Genomic DNA, 23,606 nt, shown 5'->3' on the forward strand with positions numbered 1-23,606 from the left:
TTGCATCATAGAAAATATTGAGTCATAAAACATCAAAAAGCCAAACGTTTGGCTTTTTGATGAGTGAGACATAAAAGGTTGCTAAATAAAATTATTGCTCAAGTTGGGTCATTACGTCAGCAGAAAAGTTCACATTGCTATAAACCTCTTGCACATCATCGATATCTTCTAACATATCAATCATTTTCATGACTTTTAGTGCATCATCGACATTGTCTATTTCAGCACTGGTAGACGGTGCCATGGTCACTTCGGCATTGTCAGAGACCAAACCTGCAGCATTAAGCGCATCTTTGACGTGACCGAAATTTTCCCATTCAGTGATGACGAGCAAGCTGTCACCATCATTCTCGATATCAAGCGCGCCTGCATCTAATGCCACTAGCATGACTTCATCTTCTAGGCTTGTATCATTAAAGATGATTTCACCGCGCTTATTAAATAGATAAGCGACCGAGCCAGTAGTACCCAGATTGCCTTCATTTTTGGTAAAGGCGTGGCGTACTTCACTGACTGTTCGGTTAAGATTGTCAGTCAAGGTTTCGACAAGTACTGCAACGCCGCCGATGCCATAGCCTTCATAGCTTACTTCGTCCATATTGTCATTGTCATCACCGCCTGTACCACGAGCTACTGCACGGTTGATGGTGTCTCGTGTCATGTTGACAGACAGGGCTTTTTCAATGACAGCACGTAGGCGCGGATTCTTGTTAGGGTCAGGATCACCTTGCTTGGCAGCAGAGACAATTTCACGAATAATTTTAGTGAATACTTTACCTTTTACCGCATCCTGACGGGCTTTACGGTGTTTAATATTTGCCCATTTTGAATGGCCTGCCATATCACATCCTTAAGTTTTGCGTATTATTTATTGTGCTTAAAACAAGTGTTTAATAACAATCTTTCACTATGAGTGTGTCATGAATGAGCGTATTTATACATTTTAAGATTTTTCAATCTGCATGATGACACACCTCAGATCACCTGTTTCTATACATAGCTTGGGCTATTTCTTTGAAGTAACAGAGCTACCGACACGTTAACGATTTGTATTTTGTTGAGAGTGCTTTTTTGCTACACTGTGGCAACTTAGTGATTGTATTCACATGTGACCTGTGAGCAATATTATAAACCAATTTTATCTATTTTGACTAACTTGGCCTTATCCAGCGTATTTTAAATCATTGGTTGCCATCAAGCCATTGATTTTATATCGCTACTGACTCGATACTACTGACTATATGAAGCAACCGACGGCTGAAGCCATTACCCACCTGCGCAACCGCATTCATATTATTATTGAAGGCACAGATACCCGCTTGGGTAAACTTTTTGATATTGTATTATTGATTGCGATTTTGACCAGTGTGGCTGTGGTCATGCTTGACAGTGTGCTATACATGCGCCTGCAATATGGCACTATATTCTTCTATGCTGAATGGTTTTTTACCATTTTATTCACGATAGAGTATGCGCTCAGGTTGTTTTCAGCACCCAACCGCGTGCGTTACGTCTTTAGTTTTTTTGGGGTAGTTGATTTATTATCTGTGCTACCAAGTTACCTGAGCCTTATGTTTGTGGGGGTACAGTATCTATTAGTGATACGGGTTTTGCGTATTTTACGTGTGTTTCGCGTACTCAAGCTCAAAGCTTATATGCAACAAGCGGGATTTTTGGCGTCGGCGCTTAAAACCAGTCAGCAAAAAATCACGGTATTCTTTTTGTCGCTGGTATTATTGGTCACGATTTTCGGCTCGATTATTTACGTGGTAGAAGGCCCTGAAAATGGCTTTACCAGTATTCCGCTGTCTATCTACTGGGCAGTCGTCACCATGACCACGGTCGGTTACGGTGATATGTCACCCAAAACACCGCTAGGTCAAGCGATTGCGAGCATGGTCATGATTACGGGTTATTCGATAATTGCAGTGCCAACGGGGATTTTTACTTCTGAGCTGGCACGTAATATGCGTCCGCAACTCAATCCCGTCACCTGTCCTAATTGTGGCAAGTTCGGTCATGCCATTGCAGCAGAATTCTGTGATCGTTGTGGACACGCTTTGCATATTTAGTAGTGTTTGTGCGTTGTCTGCTTTCGTAAATATTTATATTTTATATCGTTATACATCAATATATTCACTAACGAGTGGTGATAAGTCAATTTCAACACCGAGGTTGACCAAGTTCCAGTATTGTCCTGACACTGTGCGATCTAGCATCATGGTGGTTGCAGAAGGTTGGAATTGACCAAAGTACTTCAACGACGTCCGCATTTGAGCAATGACTTCGTGATGAACCTGACTTTGACCAAAATCAAAAGCGCCTTGTTGATAAGGTTGAATAGACAGAGGCTTTAGCCCAATGGATAGCCATTTCTCATAAAACTCTCCGGGGATATTTTTATCGTCATCACGGCGAATATCAAGAGCGATGAGGTCCTGCTCAAGGGCAGTCACATCTCCTTTAATGGCATGCTTAGCAAAACGGCGGAACAATTGAACTTCGCTGTCACTATAGCTACGAATGCCGCCAAAATCATAAGCCACCACACTGCCATCTTTGCGAAAGGCAAAGTTGCCGGGATGTGGGTCACAGTGCATACGGTATAAGCCAAATAGTTGTCCTGCGGTAAAGTGGAACAGGCGCTTGGCTATGTGTTGTTTGATGTCATTGTCCCAAGTCGCCGCGACGGTTAGGGTTTCTCCCATCTCTTCTGTTAAGGTTAAAACCCGTTTAGAAGAGTGGCTGCTAATGACTTTAGGAATGATAAGACCTTTGTCTTCTGCATGAAATGCGCCAAACACTCGTAAGTTATGCGCTTCTTTAATATAGTCCAATTCATCATGTAAGCTTTGGCGAATCTCGTTGAATAGTTGCTCTTGCAACTGTTTGCTCATATTGAGCACACCCGCAATTTTTAGTGCCATGCGTACTTGTTTGAGGTCACTATCACAGTTTTCATCGACATCAGGATATTGGACTTTAACCACCACTTTTTGACCAGATGGCAAAACGGCTTTATGCACTTGACCGATGGAAGCCGCCGCAAACGGTGTTTCATCAAATTCGCTAAACAATTCTGCGACAGGCGCTTTAAGCTCGCGCTCAATTTGTGCACGTATCTGCGCATAGGGCATGGGCGGCGCATCTTTTTGCAGCTTTTCTAACGCTGTCGCTACTTCTGGTGGGAACACGTCTTTATATTGCGAGGCAATTTGCCCGACCTTCATCACCGCGCCTTTCATTTCACCCAACGTTTCGGCTATCTGAATGCCCACATCTTGCATCAGCTCTGAGCGTGCTTGTAAACGTTTTTCTTCGTCACTTGAGAGGTGCTTAAATGAGTTTTTAGCTGCTTTGCCGGCAATGCTTGCTGTCATGCCAGCCAATTTCATAAAGCGCTTTCCAGACGATTTTGCCATTCATATCACCATGTAGTGGGTTGTTTGCTCAGTCATAATTTTAGTATTTTAGTCAAACAATTGCTGTTTAACTCGTGTGCTATTGATAAAGCATAGTTATACAATTCATGGTTTTCGGTTATCAGGATTAAGCATTAATCGCTGATTGTGACAGAGTAGAGGCTATCAAGCCAGTAGGACAATGCCATTTGATAACCCAGATGCCCCAAACCACAAATAACACCGACGGCGACATCGCTTAGATAAGAATGATGCCGAAATGGCTCGCGCGCATGCACATTGGATAAGTGTACCTCGATAAACGGTTTTTGTGTGGCCAAGAGCGCATCACGTAACGCAACCGAGGTATGAGTAAAGGCGGCGGGGTTAATGATAATGGCATCTACTTGCAGCGCGGTATCCGCTAAAAGTCCATGATATTGGATGTCATCTATCAGTTTACCTTCATGATTGGATTGTATACATATCAAGTCAATACCGTGCTGAGCTGCACGTGCGATCAGACGTTCCTCGATATCTGCTAGTGTCGTATGACCATAAATCTCAGGTTCGCGCTTACCCAATAAATTCAAATTGACCCCATTAACGAGCAATAACTTATGAGTGAGTGTTTTATCGGCATTTTGCTTCGAAGGTGTGACGGTTGGTATAGACTGAGAAGGAGAGGTCATAATGGTCTCTATAAAGATGAAACGAGGTTGAGGATTTATTATTTGTTATAAGGTTTATATACTGTATAAGCATGAAATGGCATAAGCGTAAAATTGCACAGTTTAATCAAACCTTTCTCTTTATGATAACAGCTTGATGGCGAGGTTATAAAAAAATTACATGAGAAATAAAGCTAAAGCCAAAAAATCATGTTAAAAGTCTTTATGTTGCTAAAAACCCGTGCTATGATATTTTTTATGCAATAATTATTGCAAGTTTGTTGCTACTGCCGAAGTAGAGCAATCAGTAAGACAGTCGTTATGTTTGTAAATACTCACTGTGTTGGTACATACCGTTATTTGCTATAGATGCGGTATGTAGATGATAGTAGTGAGGATAGTACTCTTAAGTTTTTGATTTCATCATCTTAGATCCCGTTTATATGCAATGTTGCAAAGGAATTTGGGGCTAAGCGGACTTTTTTAGGAAGCAATATTATGTCAGCTCGTGAGCAAGGTATCGTTAAGTGGTTTAATGACTCAAAAGGCTTTGGCTTCATTCAACGTGACAGCGGAGAAGATATTTTTGTCCATTTCCGCGCGATTCAAGGTGATGGCTATCGTTCTCTAAAAGATGGCGAAAAGGTCGAATTCAGTGTGGTAGAAGGTGATAAAGGTCTTCAAGCTGAAGAAGTCAGAAAAGTAGAAGAGTAATCTATCCAGTCATTAGAGCGGTTTAGCTATAATGTCTGTAGACACTACTGATATACTACTGAGTCAAGCCCGTTTTATCTTACCCATGTTGAGTCAAAATTAGCATGTTTGGTGGGATTAGGCGTTAGGCTTGGCTTTTTTTATGCCCGTATCTCAGTCAGCTATATATATATTTCATATTGTTGTTGCTGCTTAATTTAGATAGCAATATAACGGGTTATCATGAGCTTATTTATCATGAGCCTACTTATTATTAGTAATGAACAAGTGATTAATTTAAAAGGATATTTTTTTGAGTAATTTTACCACGTTTACTGATTTGCCACTTTCAGCACCGACCTTACGTGCCGTAAGCGATCTAGGTTTTACGGCATTAACGCCCATCCAAGCACAAATATTACCGCATACGCTGGCAAATCAAGATGCTATTGGACAGGCGCAGACGGGTACTGGCAAGACGGCAACCTTTCTATTGACTATTATGGAAGCCTTGCTTAAACGTCCTTTTACTAATGATGAAGAGCGTTATTTGGGTGAGCCACGCGCAGTGGTTATGGCACCCACTCGCGAGCTTGCTCAGCAAATATTTGATGATTGTATCGCTTTGACCAAATATACTTCGCTACACAGCGTTTGTATTATGGGTGGCACCAATTATGAGACTCAGCAGCATGAGCTTGAGCGTCAATATGTCGATATTTTAGTCGCGACACCTGGTCGTTTGATTGATCTTGCCAATAAGGGCATGGTTTATTTAGATCGAGTGGAAGTACTGGTGTTGGATGAAGCAGATCGCATGCTGGATATGGGTTTTATCCCTGACATCAAGCGTTTGGTCGGTCGGATGCCAGCCAATACAGACCGTCAAAGCTTACTGTTTTCTGCCACCTTTAACCAAGATGTGATGAATCTAGCCTATCGCTGGTTGCATGAGCCGCAGTTTGTTGAAATCGAGCCAGAACATAAAACCAGTGAGTTGGTCGATCAGCACTTTTACTTACTGACAGAAGATCAAAAATTAGAAGCGTTGCAGCGTATCATCAGTGATACGGCAGTGGATAAAGTGATTGTCTTTGCCAATCGTAAAGACCAAGTCAAGCGTCTCTATCATAAGCTGCGTCAAGCACATAAAATTGTGATGTTGTCAGGCGATGTCATTCAACAAAAACGCGAAAAGTATTTACAGCGTTTTAAAGATGGTCATGCTTCTATCTTGGTGGCAACTGATGTCGCAGGACGCGGTATCCATGTCGATGATGTTAGCCACGTGGTTAATTATACCTTGCCTGATCAGCCAGATGATTACGTGCATCGTATTGGTCGTACGGGTCGTGCTGGACAAACAGGCATCAGCATTAGTTTTGTGAGTGAAGATGATGCTTTTAATATACCCGCGCTAGAGAAGCATTTAGATACTAAGTTTACCCTTGAGCAGTGGCAAGAGTAGTGATTTATAAGCCGTTAGTTCTACGATAGTGTACAGCTGTCGGAATCATAAAAGCCCTCAACATCATGATTGATGTTGAAGGCTTTTTTATATGATGGATTTTGATGTTAAATGATTTTATATTTTAACAATATCTATTATCGATGATTCTATTGAGCTTGTTCCATCATTTCAGAATGTTCATCGTGGTTCATGTTGATCGTGCCATCACTCATATCATGCATACTATGATCCATACCTTGGGGAGTTGTGCTGTTATCAGTTGGCATCATATGATGGCTGCTGTGATCCATATTTGTATCCATCGGCATATCCATCATTTGTGAATCGCTCATTTGCATATGATCGCCTTGCATGTTGGACATATCATGGCCCCCATGCATGCTAGACATTGCTATAGGGACAAACACAACGGCTAAGCCAGATAATACTATGACAGCGCCATTGAGCTGTCTCAAGCGAAAACGTCCAATCTTGTCACGTAACCAGCCAACGGTTTCGTGCGTGGCGACTAGCATCGGAACGGTTCCTAAGCCAAACACAAACATGAGTGCGGCACCGCTTAGTAGATTGTGAGCGACCACTGCAATCAATAATGCACCATAAACCAATCCGCAAGGCAAAAATCCCCAAAGCAGTCCAGCCGTTAATGCTCGCGGAAAGGTGTTGAGTGGAAATACTTTTTGACGAAGTGGACTGAGATATTGCCAAAATCGCATACCAAAACGCTCAAGATTTTTTAAAAATGGTGCGCCAAGCATGGTCACGCCGACGAACACTAACACCAAGCCTAGCAAGATACGTGGCGTACTGTTACCTTTCATTAAAGGCTCTAGTACAGTGGTGCCAATCAGACCTGCCATCAAACCTAAAAATGCGTAACTGGTCAAACGACCTAAATGGTAAGTTGCCACAAGAGCACGGCGTTTGGTCGGGCTGACGTCTTTCATCGATAGCCCAAATGCTGTCACCAGACCGCCACACATGCCTAAGCAATGCGGTGAACCAAAAAATCCCATTAGTAGTGCCGCAACAAGTAAAGCGGTGGTCATGGAGCGATTCTCCTAAAAAATGAAAAGCAAACCTACGCATACAATCGGCATTTAAACAATACTTAACAGTAGGTTGCGCAGATAGTACAAGCCTTGATAAGTGGTTACGGCATCCACCTTGTTCAATGTACTAAGTCGTATTATTTGCGCTCGGTTGCCATATATTCACACTTTTAATAGCTTCCACTATAGATAAGGTGGCTCAATGCTAGATTTTTGGCTGTTTATCAAGGTCAGCATGATCGATTGACTCTATATCAGGATGGCTCACCTTATCATCAGCGACTATATCAGTCGCTGTGGTATCGTCATTCTGTGAAATAGGCGCTGAGTAATCATGAGCCTGTATGGTTTGCCGTCGCTCTTGGCGATCATCCAATATGATGCGCTGTGATGCATTGTCCAAATCTTCAAACTGATTTGATTTGACCGCATAGCGTACCGCCCAAATGGCAACCACAAACAGCATGAGACTTAATGGAATTAACAAAAATATACTGAGCATGGTAACTCTCTTAAATAGCATTTTCTTTTATTATTATACACTCATCACAAGTATAGTGGATGACCGGTAGAGATTAGGGTTAGTTCTTAAAAGATATTGAACGGGCTACCTGCTTGTATTTAACTTTATTCGTCAGGTTTTTTTGCTGCGTTACCTCTAGGGGTTAACAGCTGCTGTGAGGTCACGTCGTTAGCATGACGACAATTCATTTGAGGACGTATCACATCGCGTAAATAAGCAGCAACCTCATAAACAGCGCGTCGAGAATGACTTAAGTTTTGCGCAGGTCTCATCCAGTCACGGCTCACTGGTAAAGGGGCGCTAAGTGGTGTGCTATTGATACCGTTTAAGGCAAACTGTCTACGAGCACGTGCCATATGGTAGCTGTCAGTAATGAGATACACATGACGCAGTGGAATACGTTTGGCGGTAAAACGCGCATTTTCGCAGGTATTCATACTGGCATTTTCACTTATCAGCCCATCAATACCATGCTCAATGAGCCATTGACCGAGCCACGGCGCTTCAGCACCGCTTAGTACAATAGGTAAGGGTAAGTCGTGATAAGCGCTGGCAGCGGTACGGGCACGGTTGAGGCTGTAACTATTAAGAATAATTTGATTGTCATGATCGTTGGTTAGTCCGCCGCCTAACACCACATAAGCGGTAGGCGGTGAACTCAACGCAGCAGAGGGTAGGCTGGGCAATGGCAAAAGCGTAAATAGATAAACAATCGCTTGGGAGAACAATGGCGTGAATAGGCTGATGAGTACTAAAATAACAGTCGTTGAACCAAGTAAAAAGGTAATATTGATAATGCGAAATAGCTTTATCATACGCTCAGCTGAACGCAGGTAATAACGCCATAGTCGCTTAGATAATAGCCGCTTAGACCACATGCTCATCATACCCAATAGAGCCGTCAGCATTTACCCACACTGGCTCACGCGCTAACTGAATCGCAAATTTTTCATAAACTGTATCGACGATATGTCGTTGGGCGTCTGCTACATTGTCTTGAGTGGCGTGATAAGGGGTATGATTGGTCAGCACCAAGGCTTGCTGCTGATGGGTGACAATCGGTGCAATACCACCACCTTTTAAGCCTGTCTGTTCAATCAACCAGCCTGCCGCAACCTTTACCATGGCATCAGGCATAGCGTAGCCGACGATAGTAGGGTAGGTCGATTGTAAAGCAATAAAGTGCGATTGAGGAATAATGGGGTTTTGAAAAAAGCTACCACAATTTGGCAGTTGCTTGGGATTAGGGAGTTTTTGTTGGCGAATATTAATAATCGCTTGCATGATATCCGCAGGCACTGGCTGCGTACGATCGTCTTGCTCGGCATATCGTTGCGCAACGGTTTGCACATCACCATAGCTGGCTAGGATTTTGGTTGCATCGGTATGTAATCTGAACCCAACACAGCTGATTAGCCAGGTATTAGGCGCACGTTTAAAAATGCTGTCACGATAGCCAAACTCGCAGTCGGCAGCTGTGAGATGATGCCAAGTTTGAGTGGGTAAGTGATAGGCTCGTACATACTGTAAGCAGTCTTCTAGTTGGACACCATAAGCACCGATATTTTGTACGGGTGCTGCGCCAGTTAGCCCTGGGATTAGTGCCAGATTTTCTAGCCCATACCAACCTTGACTGACCGTATATACCACCAAGTCATGCCAGTTTTCACCTGCCATTACTGCGATATCGACGTGGCTATCTGTCTGAGCGGTGAGGCTGATACCGCGCATTTGGGGCTGCAATACGATAGCATTCAGATGCGCTGGTAATAACACATTACTACCGCCAGACAACACAAATAATGGCTTATTTTGCGCTATGTCTTTTGTATAATTTGCCATAAAATCGTCAAGCTGTGCTTCAGCCGTCAGTGTCACGACAGTATCCGCGACACAGGCTAAGGCCATGGTATTACCATGTGACAAATCGACTAGTTTACGGGTCAATAAGCTCGCTGGCAAATCAGTGGTCATGGCAAATTGAGTACTAGAATCCAAGCGTGAAACTGAGGTCATAACATAGCCCATGTGGCAGATAGATAATGGATTACACAGTGTTTATTATAAAGGATGAAAGACACAAAGGTGGCAGAAAGTTAGCTTTATCGTTAGCAAGCTTTCCAGCTTTCAATCCACGCTTGTGCGCTTGACTCAATACGCTCAATTACCTCTTCAAAGTCATCGCCATCGCCTTTATAAGGATCTGGCACATCGTCGCCGCCATAAGTAGGATCTTCTTCACTAAATAAAGCCAACTTGGCCAAATTATCTTCTGTCTCTATCAAGCTGTCTTTGATGGCTTGTAAATCAGCTAAATTCTGTGTATCCATTGCTAGGATTAAATCAAAATTACGAAAGTCATCGGCACTGACTTGGCGGGCGACCAGTTTATTGATTTTATAACCATGCGCTTTTGCATGGCGTTGCGAGCGAGTGTCGGGCGCATGACCAATATGCGAGTCACTCGTTCCTGCTGAATCTACTTTGATTGACAATCCAGCAATCGCTGCTTGCTGACGAAAGACTTCTTCAGCCGTTGGCGATCGGCAAATATTTCCCAAACAAACCAATAATACAGAAGACGGAGTACAGGTTTTCAGCAGCATAATATGACCTTGTATAACAAAAAAACATGCTATAAGAGACCGGCATGTTAGTGCGGCTTTTATTAGCATGCAATTAATTAAGTAAATCGGCTGTCAGCGTAACGGTTAATGCCTTGAATGGCAAGAGTAGAAGCTAAACAATACGGTCATCTGTTCACGAATTTTCGATGATATTATTTATAATCTAAGGTCGTACTTTGAACAGCTTATTCTTGTTTGTGCTTAAAGCGTTGAAGGTCACGGCGCTCTTTTTTGTTGGGTTTATTATCAGGCCGTGCAAGATTGGCAAGTTTGCGCTGCTCAGCATGATAAGCGCGGCGCTCTTCGCTTTCTTCAGTCTCTGAATACAAAATTTCAGCAGCGAGCGCATTACCACGTTGCGCCGTTAGTGCTTCAACGATGACGGTCTTTTCAGTCATGGCAGTGGCTGAGCCTTGACGAATCTGTAGTTCATCGCCAATCATAATCTCTTTACTGGTCTTTACGCGGCTACCCGCATAATGTACCCGTCCGCTTTCGATGGCTTCTTTAGCAAGGTTGCGAGTGCGATAAAATCGTGCTGCCCACAACCACTTGTCGAGGCGCATACGCACGACATCAGGTTGGCTATGGTTAGGCTGATTGTGGTTTTTGTTGTGTTTACTCATCAAAACCTCATCGATATCCATAAAGTAAGATAATAATAATGGTGCTTTTTTTGCAAATTGAAAGAGCACTGTGCTATCAAAATGTTTAAAAATAGATTTTTATGGTGAAGAGCGAAAGTCTCGTCTTAGCCATTATTCTGATTGGCAACTTTCATCGCCATTTCAGCCGCATCATTTGTCTTTAACTGCGCTAAACCATTAATCACACCTGTGATATTTTCTACGGTTTTATTTTGGCTTAATTTAAATTGTGCTTGTATAGAATCGATGGGTAGCTTAAAGCCAATAATACCTCGGCACATAGCATCGATATAAGTAGCAGGTGCCTCATCTAATGACCAAGGATGGTCGGATAGTACCTCTTGCCGTGCAGTCATGGTTGTTAATATCCATTTCAGCGTATCGGCGTCTTCAAGTAGCTCAATTTTGGATTGAATATGGACGCTTTGATAGTTCCAAGTGGGCACTTCTTTATGGGTTTTCGCTTTGCTAGGATACCAGTTGGGGCTGATATAATGTCCAGAATCTTGAAAAATAATTAACCACGCAGTATCTGGTGAGGCGTTCTGATAAATAGGGTTTTTACGACCGAAATGACCATAAAGATAGCCGTGCTGAGCATTAGAGTTAATATCAGAACCAACACTAGCATCAGGCATAAAGTTATCGTTATGCCAGAAGAGCGGTATATGGCAGGCTTCGATGCCATCTTTGGTTTGAGCAACCAAGGTCGCTAAGGGGTTGGCTGCGATAAACCCAATGATGTTTTCTAGGTTTTCTTCGGCAAAAATAGCAGGAGTATGCATGCTGTTCTCAGTTTATATTTGATATAAAATCAGCGACACCACTGCTGCTCACATGGGATACCATCATTATTACCATCCATTTTGGTATTCGGGCAGTGTTGTACAAAGTAAGTGGCTTCTGCGCATGACGTCATCTGAGAGCAATGTTTTCTGCCATCGCAGGTAAATCTCGATGCTGACGACGTGAGTACTGGTTTTACCGCTGCAACCTCAGTAGTAAAATTTTTAGTTGAGTTTTTATATTATTTCTTGGGTAGAGACTCAAATGTATTTTCAATCCATGAATCGAATTTATTGTTTTTCTCAAAGTTAAGTACGTCAAACATTTCTGGGTTAAGACATTTAAAACCAGTTTTAAACGCAGAAAGATCAAAATCCTCAATTTTATTTTCACGCTTTACTCTAAGAAATAGCTTGGTAATATCTTTCGGTTTGAAACCAATATCTTTTTTACCCAATCGAATCGGTTTGCCATTTTTAGTAATATTCAAAGCTTGAGTAGCACGAAAAGCTTCCTCTTTTATCTTGTATACTTTGTCATGTAAAGCTAATCGGGTTATGACATCACGTGATTGCTGACAATCATATTTTCTTAACTCGTTTAATGCAGATAGGCGTGTTTTCCAACAATATTTACAATTGGCATTATTGACCAATTCATCAATGTTGGGTGGTGTTTCCATAATTAGTGACATTACTTTTCCTCGAACTATGAGTGTTAAATAATTACTATTTATTAGAGCATTTTTTTAGCTAATTAAAAAAATGCCCTGAAAAATGATGGATTGATAGTCTATTTTTATTTCAAAAATAATTGATAACCAATATTGTCATTGAGCATGGTGCAGTCATAGCCGATATCGAGTAACGCGTCTTGTAATTGACGAGAGTTACCTTCAGACGCTTGCAAACCGACCAATACGCGACCTTCGGCGGCACCATGATTGCGATAATGAAACAAAGTGATATTAAAGTCATCACCCAGTTTTTCTAAAAACTTCAGCAATGCCCCTGGACGTTCAGGGAAAACCACACTTAATAATTGCTCGTTTGCAACATGCGCATGACCACCAATCAAGTGACGGATATGCGATTTGGCAATATCATCATCGGTCAGATCATGAGCTGTATAGCCATCAGCTGCCAATTGCGTACGAATGGTTTTGCGCTCTTTGTCGCCTTCTTTTAGTGCGATACCGACAAATATTGATGCAGGTTCCATAGAGTCAGGTGATTTTTTACTATCGGCGCGATAATTAAATTCAGTAATATTGCGTCCATGTAAACTACGGCAGAAATTTAAGAAAGCGCCTGTCTGCTCAGGAATTGTCACACCAAAGATGGCTTCTTTTTTCTCACCAATTTCAGTACGCTCAGCGATATAACGTAGGCGGTCAAAGTTCATATTGGCACCGCAAATGATACCGACGCAGTTTTTACCTTGTAGATTATGGGCTTCGATATATTTTTTCATACCAGCAACGGGTAACGCGCCCGCAGGCTCAACGATACTGCGATTTTCTTCAAAGATGTCTTTAACCGCCGCACATACTTCGTCATTGGTACAAGTCATCACTTCAGGCTCGACTAAAGGACCTGATTTATCACTCTTTTGCATGCGGACAATTTCAAATGGCAATTCGCCGATTTGAGCAACTGCCACGCCGTCGACGAACAGTCCAACTTGCTCAAGCTTAACGCGCTCATTGGCTTCAAGCGCCGCTTTAAGAGAAGCTGATTGCTCTGCTTCCACCGCAATCACTTTGACATGTGGCGCAACTTCGCCCAAAAATGCCGCGACACCTGAGATGAGACCACCACCGCCAACCGCGACGAACACATAATCCATATTGCGCCATTGCTGGGTGAGCTCAAGACCAATGGTACCTTGTCCGGCAATCACCAATTCATCATCGTAAGGTGGAATAAAGGTCAGACCTTCTGTTTCAGCGCGATTGATTGCATAACGGTTGGCTTCATCGAAGCTATCACCATACAAATCGACGTTGCCGCCCAGTGCTTTAACGGCATCTACTTTGATGTCAGGGGTGGTGGTCGGCATCACGATGATATTGTTTAGGGCAAGTTTGCGGGCGGAGTAAGCAACGCCTTGTGCGTGATTACCTGCTGAGGCGCAAATGACGCCGCGTACTTTTTGCTCATCACTTAACTGACTAATTCGATTATAGGCACCACGCAATTTAAAGGATTTGACCGGTTGCAAGTCTTCGCGTTTAAAACGAATGTCATTAGCAAAACGTTGGGTCAGCTTGGGCGCCGCTTCAAGTGGTGTTTGAATTGCCACGTCATAGACGGTGGCTTGCAAGATGGCTCGTACCCAATGTGACAACATAATGTTCCCTAATAAAAAGTGTGGATGAATAGAAAATTAAATAGATTAGCCTATGCTGATTTTAACGGTCTTGCAAGACCCTATTGCAGTTTTTGCAGCGATTTCAATTTTTGATGAAAGATAGGGTGGTTTTATCTCAATATTTTTTAAATAAAATATTGAATTATTTCCATATGTCTGTATTATTGGACATATGGAAATAATAAATGCTATCGCAAGCTTTGCTGCGCTCTCTCAAGATACTCGTCTCAAGGCCTTTAGGTTGCTTGTCAGCCAAGAGCCCGTTGGTCTGCCAGCAGGTGAAATTGCTCGTCAACTGTCTGTGCCGCACAATACGATGTCAGCACATTTATCAGTGCTGGCTCGTGCAGGGTGGGTGGTGTCTCAACGGCACAGTCGGCAGATAATTTATCGCGCCTCACTGTCACATATGGAGGAGGTTATTCAGTTTCTATTGCAAGATTGTTGTGCGGGACATCCAGAACTGTGTGCATCTCTTATGGACAGTCTGAGCGGATGTGAGCGTGCTAAACCTGCTGATGCAGACAGTCTTTCAAACCATCAGTAAGCCCATAACTGATTTAACAAACCTCTTTACTACTAGGGCGTATCCTCATTTTTAGCTCATTTAGTCAATTTTTTTAAGATTGAGGACATACCCTGAGCATATTCATAAATATAGGTAAAATTACTATGACATCACTAATTTTTCACAATCCAAAATGCGGTACGTCTCGCAATACATTGGCCATCATGAAAGCATCAGGCGAAAATCCAGAAGTGATTGAATATCTTAAAACCCCGCCAAGCCGTGATTATTTAGTTGAGCTGTTGGCAAAGATAAACCTTTCACCAAGAGAGCTGTTACGAAGCAAAGAGCCTGTCAATGATGAGCTAGGATTAGACAATTCTGAACTGTCTGACGATCAAATCATTGATGCGATGATTGCCCATCCTATTTTAATCAATCGTCCTATCGTGGTCACCACTAAAGGCGCGGCATTATGCCGCCCATCAGAACGCGTGTTTGCATTACTAGAGAATCCTGTCAGTAGCTTCACTAAAGAAGATGGGGAAGTGGTTTATCATGGCAAATAACACAGCAGATTTAGATGTAGTCGATTTGGGTGATTTGCCCAATATTGATGCAGACAGTATACAGCCTATCGATATTGAGTCTTTAATTGGTACACATGACCCGCGCCATGCGCCAAGAATATTGGTGCTATATGGCTCTCTGCGCCAGCGCTCATTCTCTAAACTGGCCAGTGAAGAAGCGAGCCGTCTATTGCGTTGGTATGGTTGTGAGGTTCGAACTTTTGATCCGACGGGGTTACCATTGCCTGATGCTGCTGATGCCGATCATCCAAAAGTACAAGAGCTGCGAGAGTTGGCGCAGTGGTCAGAAGGTATGCTGTGGGTGAGTCCAGAGCGTCATGGCAGTATGACCAGTATTATGAAAGCACAAATTGACTGGATTCCATTATCATTAGGTGGTGTACGTCCAACCCAAGGCAAAACTTTGGCAGTGATGCAAGTCAGTGGTGGTAGCCAAAGCTTCAATACGGTCAACCAATTGCGCATTCTGGGTCGTTGGATGCGGATGATTACCATACCCAATCAGTCCTCTATTCCTAAAGCTTTTTTAGAATTTAATGACGATGATCGTATGGATAAGTCTCCTTTATATTTGCGTCTCGTGGATGTTTGTGAGGAGTTGGTGAAATTCACTTGGCTGACTCGTGGACGCTCAGCCTATCTGACTGACCGTTACTCTGAACGAGTAGAAAGCGCAGAGGAGCTGTCGCATCGCGTCAACCAAAAATCACTCTAATGTATCCTCTCATCATTCATTTTCTAATACTTGCTCTTACATAATTGTTCTTATAATAATTAAGCCTAAAAAGGTTACTCAATGATCGCATTGATTATATTTATCGTGACTTTGGTTTTAGTGATATGGCAGCCCAAAGGACTGGGTATTGGCTGGAGTGCAATGGGCGGTGCGTTGATTGCCTTGGCTTTTGGCGTGGTAAGGCTCTCCGATATTGGCATTGTGTGGGACATCGTTTGGGATGCGACTTTTACCTTTGTGGCGCTTATCATCATCTCGCTTATCTTAGATAAAGCCGGATTTTTTGGCTGGGCAGCACTGCATGTGGCTAGGCTTGGCAATGGGCAAGGACGTTTGCTATTTCCCATGATTGTGATTTTAGGCGCGTTTATCTCGGCGTTTTTTGCCAATGATGGGGCAGCATTGCTACTGACACCGATTGTCATCGCTATCTTACTACGTCTCAAATTCTCACCACCATCCGCTTTGGCATTTATCATTGCGACTGGCTTCATTGCTGATACCGCAAGTCTGCCGTTAGTCACTTCTAATCTGGTCAATATTGTTAGTGCCAATTATTTTGACATTGGATTTGGTCGTTATGCAGCAGTGATGATACCGGTCAATATTGTTTCTGTATTGGCGACGCTCGCCGTATTATGGGTGGTCTATGCGCGGCACATTCCAAAACACTACTCCATTGCTGATTTGAGTGCACCCGAGTCTGCGATTGAAGATCCGCTGGTCTTTAAGGCGGCCTTTCCACTGCTCGCGTTGCTACTTATTGCCTACTTTACGACTGAGTCATTGGGCGTTGCTATCTCCTTGGTGACAGGAGTGGCGGCGTTACTGTTAATGGCTATCGCAGGTCGCTGGTGGCAAGGGGGTCGTGATGCCGTTGTTTCTGTATCTGATATCCTGCGTCAAGCGCCTTGGCAAATTGTACTGTTTTCAATTGGTATGTACTTGGTGGTTTATGGTTTGGGCAATGCAGGATTGACTGCCTATGGTGCTCAAGTATTGAATTGGTTGGGGCAGCAGGGTACGGTCATCGCAACAGTAGGAACTGGATTCCTCTCTGCTATTGTAGCCTCTGTCATGAATAATATGCCGTCTACTTTGGTAGGTGCACTGGCTATCGATAGTGCGCAAGTACCTGCTGCTACTCGTGAGCTTATGATTTATGCCAACGTGATTGGTAATGATTTGGGGCCAAAATTCACACCTATCGGTAGTTTGGCGACTTTATTGTGGCTCCATGTATTGGCAGAAAAAGACTATAAAATCAGTTGGGGGCAGTATATGAAGATTGGACTGCTCATTACCCCGCCCGTACTATTGGTCACGCTACTGGCTTTGGTTGTTTGGTTGCCTTATCTGTCTTCATTTTAAAATTTGAATCAATGTCAGCGTAATAGCCACGCTAATCGCAAGACATTCATTAAACTCATCGGGTATAATGGCGGCGCATTTTACCTTTTTATCATTTACTTTTTTTAAAGCGATACGTTTATTTTGCCAAGGATTTATGATGAGTGATCAGCAAGCACAAAAGCAAGCCGCAGCCAAAGCGGCTCTAAGTTATATCGAAGATGACATGATACTTGGAGTAGGCACAGGCAGTACGGTCAACTGTTTGATTGAATTATTGCCAACTGTAAAGCTTGCTGGCGCGGTGGCTAGCTCACAGGTCACTGAAGACAAACTTCGTGCCCTTGGTATTGAAATAGTTGATTTGAACTTTGCTGGTACGCTTGATATTTATATCGATGGGGCAGATGAGGTCAATGAGCATTTGCAATTGATAAAAGGCGGCGGCGGCGCGCTCACTCGTGAAAAAATCGTAGCAGCGGCTTCTAACAAATTTATATGTATGGTTGATGAGAGCAAAAGCGTCGAGATACTTGGACGTGAGTTCCCTGTTCCTATTGAGGTGCTGCCGCAAGCACGTTCTTATGTCGCACGGCAATTAGCCCGTATGGGCGGTGAGCCAGTTTACCGCGAAGATTTTGTGACTGATTATGGTAATGTTATCTTAGATACTTATGATTTGGATGTGAGTAATCCAATAGAGCTTGAAAAAGAGCTGAATAATATTGTGGGTGTCGTGTGTAATGGTATATTTGCAGCTAATCAAGCTGATGTGTTGTTAAAAGCCGGTAGTAATGGTGTGACGACACTTATTCGTTAAAAAATGCTTACTCGTTAAAAATCGGTTAAGCAATGGCTTGTTATTAATCAGAAACTAAAAAGGCAGACCATACTAAATGTGGTCTGCCTTTTTCGTACTTACTCTTCCATAAATAGGTTATGGCTATATTGTTTAAAGTTTGATTTTGTCTTGTAATAAGAATTCCATCAAGGCTTTTTGCGCATGTAAGCGATTTTCAGCTTCATCCCATACCACTGAGCGTGGATCGTCAAGCATATCATGAGAGATCTCCTCACCACGATGCGCGGGCAGACAGTGCATAAATACCACTTCAGGATCGGCTTTGTCCAATAGCGATGGCGTTACTTGATAAGCGGCAAAACGGCGCGCACGAGTGTTTTGTTCAGACTCTTGTCCCATACTTGCCCATACATCGGTGACAATTAAGTTTGAATCTTTCGCGGCTTCTTGTACGTTTTCGACAATACTGACGCAATGCGAGAAGCGTTTCATCAGCTCAGGGTCAGGCTCAAACCCATAAGGCGCAGCGACGCGTAGCTCAAAGCCAAACTGATGGGCTGCTTGCATATAGGATGCACACATATTATTGCCATCACCAACCCAAGTGACGATTTTATTTTCGATACTACCGCGGTGCTCATAATAGGTTTGCATATCAGCCAGTAGCTGGCAAGGATGAAATTCGTCAGTTAAAGCATTGATAATAGGCACACTTGAGTATTCAGCAAAGGTCTCAACTTTTTCGTGACCAAAGGTACGAATCATGATGATATCGACCATGCTCGATATGACACGAGCGGAGTCTTCTAGCGGCTCACCACGCCCAAGCTGGGTATCATTTGGCGACAAAAAGATAGCACTACCACCAAACTGACCCATACCCGTCTCAAATGAGATGCGCGTACGGGTTGAGGATTTTTCAAATATCATGCCAAGCGTACGACCAACAAACGGCTGATATATCTCGCCTGCGTGTTGCATCTTGCGCAATTCGCTGGCGCGTTTTATAAGGTTTTCTAATTCTTGTTTGGTTAAATCAGATAAGGTCAAAAAATGGCGCAAACTCATAGTAATCCTAGCAGTCGATCGCAGTCAGTGAAACGTCATCAGTCTTTAATAGCATCGCGTCAGTGCGTATGCTGGGGTGACAACAAACTTTTAGTATAGCGCAATTAGGCTTAATGTAAATGTCCAATTTGCCGTGATTTATAAGTCTGGCAAACAGCCATTACATGAATAGTGATAAGGTCAGCATAATTATACTTGTATGCGATTTGGGCGAATGCTTAGGCGGCATAGTAGCTCATAGCTAATCGTACCAGCATGCGCGGCGACTTCATCGACGTGCGGGGCATCGCCCCACAGTATTACTTTGCTGTCTAACGCAACGTCTTCTGGTGCGGTACTGACATCAATGACAATCATATCCATTGCCACGCGTCCAATGACTGCGCACCGGTAGCTTTGATCGTTGGTAGTATCTATAACAGTGACATAGGCTTCATCGCTGATGACACGAGGGTAACCATCGCCGTAGCCGACACTCACCAGCGCTGTTCTAGTGTCTTTCTGCGCTGTCCAACGACTGCCATAACCAATAGCATTGTCTGCCTGAACTGTTTGCAGAGCGATAATTTGTGCGCTGAAATCCATCGCTGGCTGTAAGTCTAACTCATGCGCGCTTTTATCAATGACAGGGGCGCTACCATATAAAATAATGCCGGGACGTACCCAATCATAATGATGCTCTGGAAAATTAACGATACCAGCTGAATTGCATAATGAGCCTTTGATATCGTTGCTAACAGTCTCTTGCAAAGTGCTTAATACATCTGAAAAACGCTGTATCTGCATCGCATTTAATGGATGAGTGCTGTCATCGGCATTAGCAAAATGCGTGGCTAGTATCAGCTGATATCCCGCTTCATGCAGGCGCTTAGCCGCTGCCATAATATCTTCAGCGTTGAAGCCTAGACGGTTCATACCAGTATTATATTTAAGCCAAACCACTCTGGTCGCACTATTGGCTGGTGGGATATTGTCGAGTGCCCACTGCAATTGCGGCACATGGTGAATCACGCAGCTAATATCATGCTCAATGGCTTGCTGCCACTCATCAGCGGTAAATGCCCCTTCAATCAAACCAATCGTTTTGTCCCAGCCTAACTGCCGAGCTTCTAGCGCCTCAGTCAAGGTTGCAACACCAACACCGTCTGCTTGTTGCAATGCAGGCAATACCGCTGCCACACCATGTCCGTAAGCGTTGGACTTGACCATGGCTAGGACTTTAGAGTTTGCTGCCATTTTCTTAACTTGGTTTAAGTTGTGAGTAATGGCTTGTGGTTTGATTGTGATAGTACGCATAATTGGCTTCTTTATAAGTAGAATTATGAAATTATAAAGCCAGTACTGCATCAATTGGGCTGATGCAGCACTGGCTATTTTATTAAAAACTATTTGTTCGCTTATGATTAAGCTTCAGTCTTTATCAGGATGATTTTTATTAGGCTTAAGTTTTATAAGATTAATCATTCGTCGTTTTCGAAACTGACGTTTTGATAGTATTCTGGCGTTAGGTTAATAAAGCGGGTAAATTGCCCTTCAAAGCCCAAACGTATGGTGCCGATAGGGCCGTTACGCTGCTTACCAATAATGATTTCAGCCACGCCTTTGTGGTCTGTATTCTCATTATAAACCTCATCACGATAGATGAACATAATCAAATCGGCATCCTGCTCAATCGCACCCGATTCACGCAAATCTGACATGATAGGGCGCTTGTTAGGGCGGTTTTCTAGACTACGGTTAAGCTGCGACAAAGCGATAACAGGGCATTCAAGCTCACGTGCTAGCGCCTTGAGACTCCGTGAAATCTCAGAGATTTCCCCAACACGGTTGCCATCTAGGTTTGGCACTTTCATCAACTGGAGATAATCGACGACGATAGCGCCAAGCTTGCCATCATGATTTTTGGCGATACGGCGGCAGCGTGAACGCATCTCAGACGGTGGCAAAGCAGTACTATCATCAATATAGAGATGTTTAGATTGCAAGTGTTGAATGGCGTTCATCATTTTTGCCCATTCATCTTCATTCATTTGCCCAGAACGCAGATGCGTCTGATTAATCGCGCCCCATGAGGACAGCAAACGCATGACGATAGACTCAGCAGGCATCTCCATCGAAAACACCACAACAGGCAGATCTTCGTTAAATAAAATCCCTTCTGCCAAGTTCATGGCAAAGGTGGTTTTACCCATAGAAGGACGGGCAGCCACGATGATTAAGTCACCTGCCTGCAAGCCTTGGGTTTTATTATTCAACTCAGCAAACGGCGTCTGTAAACCAATCATGCCATCGGGATTGGATTTTAGCTCTTGAATCTTATCAATAACGTTGGTCAAAACAGCAGTAATGCCCACAGGTCCACGCTGTTCAGCGCGTTTGTTATGCTGCTCATTGATGCTAAATATCTTACCCTCAACACTGTCTAAAATATCACTGACGCTCTGGTCTTTAGGATTATAGGCGAGCGTGAGCATCTCATTGCCAGTCGTAATCAGTTGGCGTAGAGTAGATAGTTCACGGACGCGCTGAGCATAGGCGGTCAGGTTAAACAAGGTCGCAGGGCTTTGGCTCAAAATATCTGCCAAGTAGCTATCGCCGCCTGCACTTTTAAGGAGTTTTTGTGCTTCTAGCCAGTCGTGTACCATGACCGTATCATAGGGTTCGTTGACTGCCGCTAAATGAGCAATAGCATCAAAAATGTACTGATGTCGCCCTGCATAAAAATCATCTTTGGTAACGATATCAGCAATCTTGTCGTACGCCTCTTCGATACTCATTAAGGACGCGAGCAATGCCTTTTCAATGTCGATATTGTGCGGCGGTGTCTGATTGAGTAAGTCGTCGGTTTTTTCGTTGTCTGCCATGATTGCCTAATGTGTCAAAAGTCGATATAAAAGAGGGTATAAATGGGTATGTGATATCAGGGTTTCATTGGGTGCTGATACAGCAAATAAAACGCCACGTGCCACTATAATTGAAGTACCAAAACCTGAGCTCGGTGTTGACTGGTAAATGCTATAATGAAAAGCGAAAGTTTAACACATAATAGGCTTTTTTCGGCACCGATAGACAACTATCTATTCTAGATGACGGTTGTAATAAGTAAAAAATCATCTATACAATATAAGTGTCAGTACTTATTTTTCCCATAAAAAATACAATAAAATTCACGACTCAATATAAATATAAAGGCGTAGTTACGATGCAAGATATACAAAAAAAATTGCCATTATTAATCACAACTGGTGAGCCTGCTGGTATTGGAATGGATATCGTGCTGCTATTAGCGGCTGAGGGTAAATTGCAAGATTTTGAACGCCCAATTTGGGTCACTGCCGATAACACTGCTATGACAAAGCGCGCAGATGAGTTGGTTGCAGCTGATGTATTGAAAAACCCTCCCATCTGGCAAACTATTGATATCGATGCCGATGACTTTAATTTTAACGTTGTAGAGCAGATGTTGCAGCCAGATACTGACGTGGATAGTTCTTTTATTCTGCTTAATATATCTTGTGCTGAGCTAGTTGTCTGCGGAAAAATTAACACGCGCAATTCGGCAATGGTCGTTAAGCAGTTAGACATTGCCCATCAGTTGGCAACCAACAAAATAGTGGCCGCTATCGTCACTGGACCATTGCAAAAGTCCGCATTGATAGAAGCTGATATTAAGCTATTAGATGGCACGATGTTTAGTGGTCATACAGAGTTTTTTATGCAGCAAAGTGGCTGTGATAAAGTGGTTATGATGCTCGCCAATCAAGCCATGAAAGTGGCGCTTGTCACCACTCATTTACCACTAAAAGATATCCCTGCTGCAATCACGTCTGACAATGTACGCCAAACGGTACAAATTGTCGTCGATGAGATGAAAGCAAAATTTGGCTTAACCCAGCCGCGTATATTGGTCTGCGGTCTCAATCCGCATGCAGGTGAAGGCGGACATCTGGGTATGGAGGAGATTGAGATTATCAATCCAGTGTTGCAAGAGTTCATCGATGTAGGCGTCGATATATCAGAGGCGATGCCAGCGGATACGTTATTTACATCCAGACATCTAGTCAACTGTGATGCGGTGATTGCGATGTATCATGACCAAGGGTTGCCGGTGCTGAAATCACATGGTTTTGGTGATACGGTCAATCTTACCTTAGGACTGCCGTATATCCGTACCTCGGTTGATCATGGGACTGCGCTTGATTTAGCTGGACGCGGCGGCGCAAGTGCGACTAGCTTATACCAAGCACTACTGATGGCTAATGAGATGGCGGATAAATCGCTTATTAATAGACCGCTTGCATAAGTCGG

At 43.3% G+C, this 23,606-nt stretch carries 24 protein-coding genes and 1 pseudogene; 9 read left to right on the forward strand and 16 right to left on the reverse strand.

The features are described from left to right. Positions 1-91: 91 nt before the first annotated feature. Positions 92-841: a YebC/PmpR family DNA-binding transcriptional regulator gene (locus tag ACP7AE_RS00290; RefSeq protein WP_060491175.1), complete on the reverse strand. Its 750-nt coding sequence runs from the start codon at positions 839-841 to the stop codon at positions 92-94. A gap of 400 nt (positions 842-1,241) precedes the next feature. Between ACP7AE_RS00290 and ACP7AE_RS00295 the strand changes: the two genes are divergently transcribed. Continuing rightward, positions 1,242-2,072, forward strand: coding sequence for an ion transporter (locus ACP7AE_RS00295; protein ID WP_045446426.1), 831 nt, complete (start codon positions 1,242-1,244; stop codon positions 2,070-2,072). A gap of 48 nt (positions 2,073-2,120) precedes the next feature. Here the strand turns inward: ACP7AE_RS00295 and ACP7AE_RS00300 are convergent, their stop codons facing one another. Both ACP7AE_RS00300 and aroQ read right to left on the reverse strand, forming a co-directional pair. After that, positions 2,121-3,422, reverse strand: coding sequence for an ABC1 kinase family protein (locus ACP7AE_RS00300; protein ID WP_426240955.1), 1,302 nt, complete (start codon positions 3,420-3,422; stop codon positions 2,121-2,123). A 134-nt stretch (positions 3,423-3,556) separates the two neighbouring features. Next, the gene (gene aroQ, locus ACP7AE_RS00305; protein ID WP_426240956.1) at positions 3,557-4,093 is read right to left on the reverse strand and encodes a type II 3-dehydroquinate dehydratase; all 537 of its coding nucleotides are present in this window, start codon (positions 4,091-4,093) and stop codon (positions 3,557-3,559) included. A gap of 477 nt (positions 4,094-4,570) precedes the next feature. Here aroQ and ACP7AE_RS00310 point away from each other — a divergent pair, with 477 nt between their 5' ends. Beyond that, positions 4,571-4,786 (forward strand): cold-shock protein, encoded by a 216-nt coding sequence (locus ACP7AE_RS00310; RefSeq protein ID WP_011513806.1) that lies wholly within the window; start codon positions 4,571-4,573, stop codon positions 4,784-4,786. Between the two features lie 292 nt (positions 4,787-5,078). Further along, positions 5,079-6,233, forward strand: a complete 1,155-nt coding sequence (locus tag ACP7AE_RS00315) for a DEAD/DEAH box helicase (RefSeq protein ID WP_045452864.1) — start codon at positions 5,079-5,081, stop codon at positions 6,231-6,233. A gap of 149 nt (positions 6,234-6,382) precedes the next feature. On the opposite strand, the gene ACP7AE_RS00320 is transcribed toward ACP7AE_RS00315, so the two are convergent. From ACP7AE_RS00320 to ilvA, 10 genes and pseudogenes are all read right to left on the reverse strand, one after another. Beyond that, positions 6,383-7,285 carry a sulfite exporter TauE/SafE family protein gene (locus ACP7AE_RS00320; protein ID WP_426240957.1) on the reverse strand — a complete coding sequence of 301 codons (903 nt, stop codon included), beginning with the start codon at positions 7,283-7,285 and terminating at the stop codon, positions 6,383-6,385. A 208-nt stretch (positions 7,286-7,493) separates the two neighbouring features. Further along, the gene (gene ccoS, locus ACP7AE_RS00325; protein WP_201553777.1) at positions 7,494-7,790 is read right to left on the reverse strand and encodes a cbb3-type cytochrome oxidase assembly protein CcoS; all 297 of its coding nucleotides are present in this window, start codon (positions 7,788-7,790) and stop codon (positions 7,494-7,496) included. A 125-nt stretch (positions 7,791-7,915) separates the two neighbouring features. Further along, positions 7,916-8,719: a YdcF family protein gene (locus ACP7AE_RS00330; protein ID WP_426240958.1), complete on the reverse strand. Its 804-nt coding sequence runs from the start codon at positions 8,717-8,719 to the stop codon at positions 7,916-7,918. Beyond that, on the reverse strand, positions 8,679-9,785 hold the full coding sequence (murB, locus tag ACP7AE_RS00335; protein ID WP_426241159.1) for a UDP-N-acetylmuramate dehydrogenase: 1,107 nt from the start codon (positions 9,783-9,785) through the stop codon (positions 8,679-8,681). The genes ACP7AE_RS00330 and murB overlap by 41 nt, the downstream gene beginning before the upstream one ends. 134 nt (positions 9,786-9,919) lie before the next feature. Next, complete coding sequence (locus tag ACP7AE_RS00340; RefSeq protein ID WP_193008127.1) at positions 9,920-10,417, reverse strand: low molecular weight protein-tyrosine-phosphatase; 498 nt, start codon at positions 10,415-10,417, stop codon at positions 9,920-9,922. Between the two features lie 206 nt (positions 10,418-10,623). Continuing rightward, positions 10,624-11,064: an RNA-binding S4 domain-containing protein gene (locus tag ACP7AE_RS00345; RefSeq protein ID WP_426240959.1), complete on the reverse strand. Its 441-nt coding sequence runs from the start codon at positions 11,062-11,064 to the stop codon at positions 10,624-10,626. A gap of 125 nt (positions 11,065-11,189) precedes the next feature. Further along, positions 11,190-11,870 carry an FMN-binding negative transcriptional regulator gene (locus ACP7AE_RS00350; RefSeq protein WP_426240960.1) on the reverse strand — a complete coding sequence of 227 codons (681 nt, stop codon included), beginning with the start codon at positions 11,868-11,870 and terminating at the stop codon, positions 11,190-11,192. A gap of 29 nt (positions 11,871-11,899) precedes the next feature. Then, positions 11,900-12,049: pseudogene (locus ACP7AE_RS00355) on the reverse strand (excalibur calcium-binding domain-containing protein); the annotation flags it as partial. 63 nt (positions 12,050-12,112) lie between these two features. Beyond that, entirely contained in the window at positions 12,113-12,553 is a 441-nt protein-coding gene (locus ACP7AE_RS00360; RefSeq protein ID WP_426240961.1) for a hypothetical protein, read from the reverse strand. Between the two features lie 116 nt (positions 12,554-12,669). Continuing rightward, the gene (gene ilvA, locus ACP7AE_RS00365; RefSeq protein WP_426240962.1) at positions 12,670-14,223 is read right to left on the reverse strand and encodes a threonine ammonia-lyase, biosynthetic; all 1,554 of its coding nucleotides are present in this window, start codon (positions 14,221-14,223) and stop codon (positions 12,670-12,672) included. Between the two features lie 193 nt (positions 14,224-14,416). On the opposite strand from ilvA, the gene ACP7AE_RS00370 reads away from it, so the two are divergent. From ACP7AE_RS00370 to rpiA, 5 genes are all read left to right on the forward strand, one after another. Further along, positions 14,417-14,791, forward strand: coding sequence for an ArsR/SmtB family transcription factor (locus ACP7AE_RS00370; RefSeq protein WP_201553783.1), 375 nt, complete (start codon positions 14,417-14,419; stop codon positions 14,789-14,791). A gap of 125 nt (positions 14,792-14,916) precedes the next feature. Then, positions 14,917-15,321, forward strand: coding sequence for an arsenate reductase (glutaredoxin) (gene arsC / locus ACP7AE_RS00375; protein WP_426240963.1), 405 nt, complete (start codon positions 14,917-14,919; stop codon positions 15,319-15,321). After that, a complete protein-coding gene (gene arsH, locus ACP7AE_RS00380) occupies positions 15,311-16,057 on the forward strand; it encodes an arsenical resistance protein ArsH (protein ID WP_426240964.1) in 747 nt (248 codons plus the stop codon). The genes arsC and arsH overlap by 11 nt, the downstream gene beginning before the upstream one ends. An 81-nt stretch (positions 16,058-16,138) precedes the next feature. Continuing rightward, positions 16,139-17,449, forward strand: coding sequence for an arsenic transporter (locus ACP7AE_RS00385; RefSeq protein ID WP_314885425.1), 1,311 nt, complete (start codon positions 16,139-16,141; stop codon positions 17,447-17,449). 139 nt (positions 17,450-17,588) lie between these two features. Continuing rightward, complete coding sequence (gene rpiA / locus ACP7AE_RS00390) at positions 17,589-18,248, forward strand: ribose-5-phosphate isomerase RpiA (RefSeq protein WP_314885426.1); 660 nt, start codon at positions 17,589-17,591, stop codon at positions 18,246-18,248. Between the two features lie 132 nt (positions 18,249-18,380). On the opposite strand, the gene argF is transcribed toward rpiA, so the two are convergent. The 3 genes from argF to dnaB all read right to left on the reverse strand — a co-directional run bounded on the left by argF (position 18,381) and on the right by dnaB (position 22,162). After that, positions 18,381-19,298: an ornithine carbamoyltransferase gene (gene argF, locus ACP7AE_RS00395; protein WP_193012283.1), complete on the reverse strand. Its 918-nt coding sequence runs from the start codon at positions 19,296-19,298 to the stop codon at positions 18,381-18,383. Between the two features lie 189 nt (positions 19,299-19,487). Then, positions 19,488-20,594, reverse strand: coding sequence for an alanine racemase (gene alr, locus ACP7AE_RS00400; RefSeq protein ID WP_426240965.1), 1,107 nt, complete (start codon positions 20,592-20,594; stop codon positions 19,488-19,490). Between the two features lie 164 nt (positions 20,595-20,758). After that, positions 20,759-22,162, reverse strand: a complete 1,404-nt coding sequence (gene dnaB / locus ACP7AE_RS00405) for a replicative DNA helicase (RefSeq protein WP_087815967.1) — start codon at positions 22,160-22,162, stop codon at positions 20,759-20,761. A gap of 347 nt (positions 22,163-22,509) precedes the next feature. Between dnaB and pdxA the strand changes: the two genes are divergently transcribed. Continuing rightward, complete coding sequence (pdxA, locus tag ACP7AE_RS00410; protein ID WP_426241160.1) at positions 22,510-23,601, forward strand: 4-hydroxythreonine-4-phosphate dehydrogenase PdxA; 1,092 nt, start codon at positions 22,510-22,512, stop codon at positions 23,599-23,601. Positions 23,602-23,606 lie beyond the last annotated feature (5 nt).

The sequence above is a fragment of the Psychrobacter sp. TWP2-1-2 genome (assembly GCF_049896785.1).
GTDB lineage: Bacteria > Pseudomonadota > Gammaproteobacteria > Pseudomonadales > Moraxellaceae > Psychrobacter.